7 protein-coding genes are annotated in these 6,150 nt (G+C 74.1%); 3 read left to right on the top strand and 4 right to left on the bottom strand.

Going from position 1 to position 6,150, the window contains the following annotated elements:
* Positions 1–50: 50 nt before the first annotated feature.
* Entirely contained in the window at positions 51–545 is a 495-nt protein-coding gene (locus ACFWZ5_RS44050; RefSeq protein ID WP_384805740.1) for a DUF3145 domain-containing protein, read from the bottom strand.
* Between the two features lie 380 nt (positions 546–925).
* Here ACFWZ5_RS44050 and ACFWZ5_RS44055 point away from each other — a divergent pair, with 380 nt between their 5' ends.
* Positions 926–1,834, top strand: a complete 909-nt coding sequence (locus ACFWZ5_RS44055; protein ID WP_384805742.1) for an SGNH/GDSL hydrolase family protein — start codon at positions 926–928, stop codon at positions 1,832–1,834.
* On the opposite strand, the gene ACFWZ5_RS44060 is transcribed toward ACFWZ5_RS44055, so the two are convergent.
* Both ACFWZ5_RS44060 and ACFWZ5_RS44065 read right to left on the bottom strand, forming a co-directional pair.
* Positions 1,812–2,213 carry a RidA family protein gene (locus ACFWZ5_RS44060; protein WP_384805744.1) on the bottom strand — a complete coding sequence of 134 codons (402 nt, stop codon included), beginning with the start codon at positions 2,211–2,213 and terminating at the stop codon, positions 1,812–1,814. The genes ACFWZ5_RS44055 and ACFWZ5_RS44060 overlap by 23 nt on opposite strands.
* Positions 2,214–2,227: 14 nt before the next feature.
* Complete coding sequence (locus tag ACFWZ5_RS44065) at positions 2,228–3,076, bottom strand: NAD(P)-dependent oxidoreductase (RefSeq protein ID WP_384805746.1); 849 nt, start codon at positions 3,074–3,076, stop codon at positions 2,228–2,230.
* 58 nt (positions 3,077–3,134) lie between these two features.
* Between ACFWZ5_RS44065 and ACFWZ5_RS44070 the strand changes: the two genes are divergently transcribed.
* A complete protein-coding gene (locus ACFWZ5_RS44070) occupies positions 3,135–4,091 on the top strand; it encodes a LysR family transcriptional regulator (RefSeq protein WP_384805748.1) in 957 nt (318 codons plus the stop codon).
* Here ACFWZ5_RS44070 and ACFWZ5_RS44075 read toward each other — a convergent pair.
* Positions 4,081–4,608, bottom strand: coding sequence for a hypothetical protein (locus ACFWZ5_RS44075; RefSeq protein WP_384805750.1), 528 nt, complete (start codon positions 4,606–4,608; stop codon positions 4,081–4,083). The genes ACFWZ5_RS44070 and ACFWZ5_RS44075 overlap by 11 nt on opposite strands.
* Before the next feature lie 170 nt (positions 4,609–4,778).
* On the opposite strand from ACFWZ5_RS44075, the gene ACFWZ5_RS44080 reads away from it, so the two are divergent.
* Complete coding sequence (locus tag ACFWZ5_RS44080; protein WP_384805752.1) at positions 4,779–6,074, top strand: pyroglutamyl peptidase; 1,296 nt, start codon at positions 4,779–4,781, stop codon at positions 6,072–6,074.
* Positions 6,075–6,150 lie beyond the last annotated feature (76 nt).

Genomic DNA, 6,150 nt, shown 5'->3' on the forward strand with positions numbered 1-6,150 from the left:
GCCCCCGACCTGTGCAGGTCGGGGGCCCTTCGGCGTACGTGCCGTCGTGATCAGACGACCTGGTGGAGCCAGCGCACCGGCGCGCCCTCGCCCGCGTACCTGAACGGCTCGAGCTCGTCGTCCCAGGGCTTGCCGAGCAGCCGGGCGACCTCGGCCTCCAGGTCGCCCTCGCCGCGCTGCGAGCGGGTGAGGGCGGCGCGCAGGCGGTCCTCGGGGATCAGGATGTCGCCGTGGACGCCGGTCACGGCGTGGAAGATGCCGAGGTCGGGCGTGGCGCTGTAGCGCTCGCCCTCGGCCGCGGCGGACGGCTCCGCCGTGACCTCGAAGCGCAGCAGCTGCCAGCCGCGCAGCGCGGAGGCCAGCTTGGACGCGGTGCCCGCCGAGCCCCGCCAGGAGAACTCGGATCTCCAGGTGCCGGGCGCCGCGGGCTGCCTGATCCAGTCGAGGCTGACGCGCGCGCCGAGCACGCCCGCGACCGCCCACTCGACGTGCGGGCACAGCGCGCGCGGTGCGGAGTGCACGTACAGAACTCCACGTGTCGTCACCGGGACCTCCAGTGTGGGACGAGGTACGCCTTCCTGAGCGGCCTCGCGCCCGTGCCGAGCGGTATTCCAGGTATTCCTCAAAAGCGAGGAAAGTCAAGGAAAGTCTAAAAAAGGGACAGATGTGACGTGATGTAATTTAGCGGAACCGAGAGAAACGGGTGCCACTGGGTGGCGAGGCTACCGTGCGGCGAGGCAAGGAGTGTGACGTACCGTCGGTCCTCATGCCGGGAAACACAGAGGTTTCACTCGCTGGGAGGCTCCGAGACCCCCGGCCGGGTGTCCGGCGGCCGTCACGAGGACATCTCAGCATGTGACGGGACGCAACCTGAAGGGCCCGTACGACGTCACGTTGGACGACACAGGGGACAGAGGGGACGAGAATGCGGAAATCACGGCCGCGCGCACGAGCCGCTGTCGCCGTCGCGACAGCGGCTCTCACGGGTCTCGCCACGCTCACCGCGTGTGACGCCTCCGGGGACAACGCGTCCGGGCCGAACGGCTCGTCCGCGCAGGACAGAGCGGCCCCCCGGCGGGCCCCGGTGTGGGACCCGAGCCCGCGCTCCCTCGCCGCCGTCGGCGACTCCATCACCCGCGGCTTCGACGCCTGCTCCGTGCTCTCCGACTGCCCCGAGGCGTCCTGGGCCACGGGCAGCGACAACGATGTGCGCAGCCTCGCGCAGCGGCTGCTCGGCAAGCAGCGCTCCGCCACGCACAGTTGGAACTACGCCAGGACCGGCGCCCGCATGTCCGACCTGCCCGGCCAGATGACCCAGGCCGCCGCCAAGGACCCCGACCTGGTGACCGTCCTCGCCGGCGCCAACGACGCATGCCGGTCGTCCGTCGCCGAGATGACGTCCGTCGCCGACTTCCGCGCCGACTTCGAGGAGGCCCTGCGGACGCTGCGCGGCAAGCAGCCGAAGACGCAGGTGTACGTGGCGAGCGTGCCGGACCTGAAGCGCCTGTGGTCCACGGGGCGCACCAATCAGCTCGGCAAGCAGGTGTGGAAGCTCGGCATCTGCAAGTCGATGCTGGCCGACGCCGACGCGATGGACGCGGCGGCCACGCAGCGGCGGGATTCCGTGCGGGCGCGGGTCGTCGCGTACAACAAGGTCCTCAAGGACGTCTGCGCGAAGGACCGGCGCTGCCGGTACGACGACGGGGCGGTCTTCGACTTCCGCTTCGGCTCGGATCTGCTGAGCCACTGGGACTGGTTCCACCCGAACAAGGACGGGCAGGCACGGCTCGCCGAGATGGCCTACCGGGGGGTCACCTCGCGGCGGGCGGACTGACCACGGCCGCGACCACGTCGACCTCGATGCGCGCCTCGGGCCGGAAGAGCGCCGGCACCGCCACCGTCGTGCTGGTGGGCGGCGTGCCCGTGAGGTAGGCGCAGCGGACGGTGCCGTACCCGGGCAGGTCGTCGATGTCCGTCAGGAACGTACGGATGTTGATGATGTCGTCCAGCGTCCCGCCGTGCGCGGCGAGCAGGGCGGTGAGGGCCTCGAAGATGCCGCGGCTCTGCTCGGCGATGTCCGCGCCCTCGGCGATCTGGCCGGAGACGTACAACAGGGCGCCGCCGTCGGCGAGTTGGACGCGGGCCACCTGGGAGTAGGGGCCGAGGGGCTGGGGTGCGGTGGCGGGGTTGGAGAGGGTGAAGAGCGGGGTCATGGTGCGGGCTCCTGTCAGTGGTGGCGGGCGGCGCGGATGCGGGGGACGGCGCGGGAGACGTCCTCGTGGGCCGTCCCGGGGTCGGCGGCGGCGGCCTTGAAGTGCGCCGCCACCGCCGCCGTTGCGGGGAGCGCGGCTGCCTGCACGGCCAGGGCCATGTCCTTGGCCGCGAGGTCGTTGCCGAAGTGCGCGCCGTCGGCGAAGGCGCGGGCGACGGCGCCCGCGAGCGGGCCGCGGGCGAGGGTGTCGCGGGCGAGGGTGTCGCGGGCGACACCGGCGTCGAGGCCGAGCGCGTCGGAGAGGGCGAGGCACTCGGCGACGAGGGCTACGCCGCCGAGCACGGCGGTGTTGACGACGAGCTTGAGCGCGGCGCCGGAGCCGAGCGCTCCGGTGCGGGTCACCGCCCCCAAGGGGGCGAGCACGTGCGCCACGCCGTCGGCGTCCCCGCCCACGAGGAGGCCGAGCTCCCCCGCGGCCGCCTTGTCCGTGCTGCCCATGACGGGCGCGTCGACCAGGGTGACGCCGCCGCCCTTGAGCCGCTCCCCCAGCTCCCGAACGACCTCGGGTCCGACGGTCGACATCTCCACCCAGTGCGCCCCGTCCCGCAGCTCCGGCACGATCGCGTCGGCGACCGCGCGCACCGCGTCCGGGCCCGCCAGCATCGTGACGACGACGTCCGCGCCGCGCACGGCGTCCGCGGGGGACGGGGCGAGGCGCGCGCCCGCGTCGACGAGGGGTGCGGCCTTGGCGGCGGTGCGGTTCCAGACGGTCAACGGGTGTCCTGCGGCGAGGAGTTGACGGGCCATGGGGGTGCCCATGTGCCCGAGCCCGAGGAAGGCGATGCGTTCCTTGTGATCTTCCATGTGTACGACGCTAGGCCGCGGCGAGTGATGCGACAAGCGAATGTCTAGCATGGCACCCATGACTGATCCGCATACCGAAGCACCGTCCGCCGCCGAAGCCGAAGGGCTGCCCGTCGACCTCTCCACGCTGTGGCTGCGCGCCTTCCTCGACGTGGCCCGGCAGGGGTCGTTCACCGTGGCCGCGCGGCGGCTCGGCTGGACGCAGTCCGCCGTCTCGCGCCAGATCGCGTCCCTGGAGGCGGCCCTCGGCGGCGCCCCGCTCTTCGACCGGCTGCCGCGCGGCGTACGGCTCACCGCGCACGGCAGGACGGTGCTGCCGCACGCGGAGGCCGTGACGGGCCAACTGACCCTCCTGCGGCGCGAGTTGGCGGCTCTGGACGACGTGTCGGGCGGCGTGCTGCGGTTCGGGGCGTTCGCGACGGCGGACGTCGCGCTGGTGCCGCGGGCGCTCGCGGCGTTCCGCGAGCGGCACCCCGGCGTGACGCTCACGCGCGTGGAGGGCTTCACACGGCCGCTGCTCGCGCGCCTCGCGAAGGGCGACCTCGACGTGGCCGTGGTGTCGACGACGGGCGGCCCGCTCCCCGAGGACGCGTACGAGCTGCACCACCTGCTCGACGAGACCCTGTACGTGGCGCTGCCCGCCGCCCACGCCCTGGCGGGCGAGCCGTACCTGCGCCTGGCCCGACTCGCCGACGAGGACTGGGTGTCCGGCAGCGCGGAGCCGGAGGGCACCCTGCTCGACGCCGCGCTGCGGCAGGGCTTCCGGCCACGGGTCGCGCACGTCGTCGGCGAGTGGACCGCCAAGCAGGGGTACGTGGCCGCGGGGCTCGGCGTCGCCCTGGTCCCGGCGCTCGCGGCGCAGGGGGTGCGCCCGGACGTGACGCTGGTGCCGGTGCGCGACGAGGACGCGCCCGCGCGGGCGGTGTACGCGGCGACGGCACGGGGCCGGGCGCCGTCACCGGCCGTGGCCCCGTTCCTGACGGCGCTGCGGGAGGCGTGCCCGCTCACCCCGTGACGGCGAGCCCTTCCGCGCGCGTGCGGCGGCGGTGGTAGGCGACCGTCACGGCCATGAGGAGCGGCGCCCACAGCAGCAGCGGGGTGTAGCAGAGGATGAGGAACGCGTCCTGGGCCGGTGAGCCCATGCCGCCGGGACCCGTGCCCGAGTCCAGGCCCGCGCCCACGTTCCTGAAGGCGTAGGCCCAGATCACGGCGAGCGCGAGGGCGCCCGACGCGGCCGGGACCACGGCGGCGAGCGGGCGCACCCGGCGGCCGCCGAGCAGCGGTATCCAGCGGGGCACGACCTCGCCCCACCCGCGGACCAGGCCGAGCGTCAGCAGGGCCAGGCCCTCCGACACGGCGCTGAGCGCGAGGATGTACAGCGACTCGCCCGGGCCCGGACCGTAGTCCGACACGGGCAGGCGCAGGACCAGGGCGACGCGCCACAGGCTCGACGGCAGCACGACCCACGGCACGGCGTGCGCGGCGAGTGCGGCCCAGCGGGGGACGTCGGGCAGGGCGTTGACTCTCAGCATGTGATCCATGCTGGTGCGCGGCCGGCGCCGGGGCGTCGGCGGTGCGGATGGTCCGCCTCCGCCGCGCGGCGGAGGCCGCCCGCCGCGCGTACGACTTCTCGGCGCCTATGGCGCCCGCCTCCCTCGCCCCGCGATACTTCCGCCACCTCACCTGCGACGGAAGGACCCTCGTGTCTCCCTCCCCCAGCTCCGGCATACGGCTCGCCGCGCTCGGTACCGCACTGCTGCTCGGCGCCTCCGCGGCCCCCGCCGTGGCCGCCCCCGCCCCTTCGAAGACCGCCGTGGGCACCGTCGAGGAACAGCGGCTCGACCGCGCCGTGCCGCAGGAGATCCTGCGCCGCAGCGGGTTCGACGGGGTGGCGCCGTCCTTCGCGCGGGCCCTGGACCGCGCCCGCTCCTACGAGCAGGCCCGGCGTCTCGTCGTACGCGAAGGGCAGTCGCTGTGGCGGCGTGCCGTGGACCGGGCACAGGGGCGCGGGCCCGCCACCGGGGACTTGAGCAGGGACGACGACCGCCCGCTGTACTGGGCGCGGCTCGGCATGACCAAGGCGCTGCGCGGCTGGGAGCCCAAGGGGTTCGAGCTCGGTGACGGGCGGCGGGCGCGGCTGCTCGACCGGTTGGAGGTCTCGTCCCGGGGCCAGGACACGATCCGCTACGCCAAGGCAGCCAAGGGGCACGGGAAGCAGGTCAAGCGGGTCAAGCGGGTGCTCCTGACGGGCTTCGACCCGTTCACGCTCGACCGGGACATCCGCATCAGCAATCTGTCGGGCGCCTCCGCGCTCGCGCTCGACGGCACGGTGGTCAGGACGGCGGCGGGGCCCGTCCGCATCGAGACGGCCGTGTTCCCGGTGCGGTGGACGGACTTCGCGGACGGGGTGGTGGAGCGGGCGCTGCGGCGGCAACTGCCGCGGGTCGACCTGTTCACGACGGTCAGCCAGGGGCGGATCGGCAAGTTCGACATCGAGCGGACCAACGGCGCCTGGCGGGGCGGGTTCGGGGACAACGAGAACCTGTCGAGCACGGGGACCGTCCCGGTCGCCGATCCCGCGTCGCAGCCGCAGTGGACGACCACCACGCTGCCGTACAAGGACATCGTCGCCGCCGACACGGGCCGGTTCCCCGTGTACGACAACACGGCCGTGACCGAGATCCCGGCGGGCGGCACCGCGCCGGTGGACCGGGCCGACGGGCCGACGCCGGGCTCCGCCGCGCGCAAGGGCGGCGGGGGTGACTATCTGTCCAACGAGATCGCCTACCGCGCGACGCTGCTGCGCGACCGGCTCGGCCTGCGGGACCGGCTCCCCGGCGGGCATGTGCACACGCCGGTCCTCCAGTTCGGCGCCGGGAACACCGATCCGGCGACGGGGGCGGTGACGGATCCCGAGTTCGTGCGGAACCGGGTGGACATCGTGGGGCAGGTGCGGCGGATCGTGGTGGCGGGGGTGGAGGCGGAAGCGGGCCGCTAGGCCTTCGCGGGGCGCCCCAGTCCCGCCCCTTCCCGAACTAGGGGCCAGCCCCTAGCACCCCGAAAAGCAATCGGCC

This window comes from Streptomyces sp. NPDC059003, from assembly GCF_042740445.1.
In the GTDB taxonomy this organism is placed as follows: Bacteria; Actinomycetota; Actinomycetes; order Streptomycetales; family Streptomycetaceae; genus Streptomyces.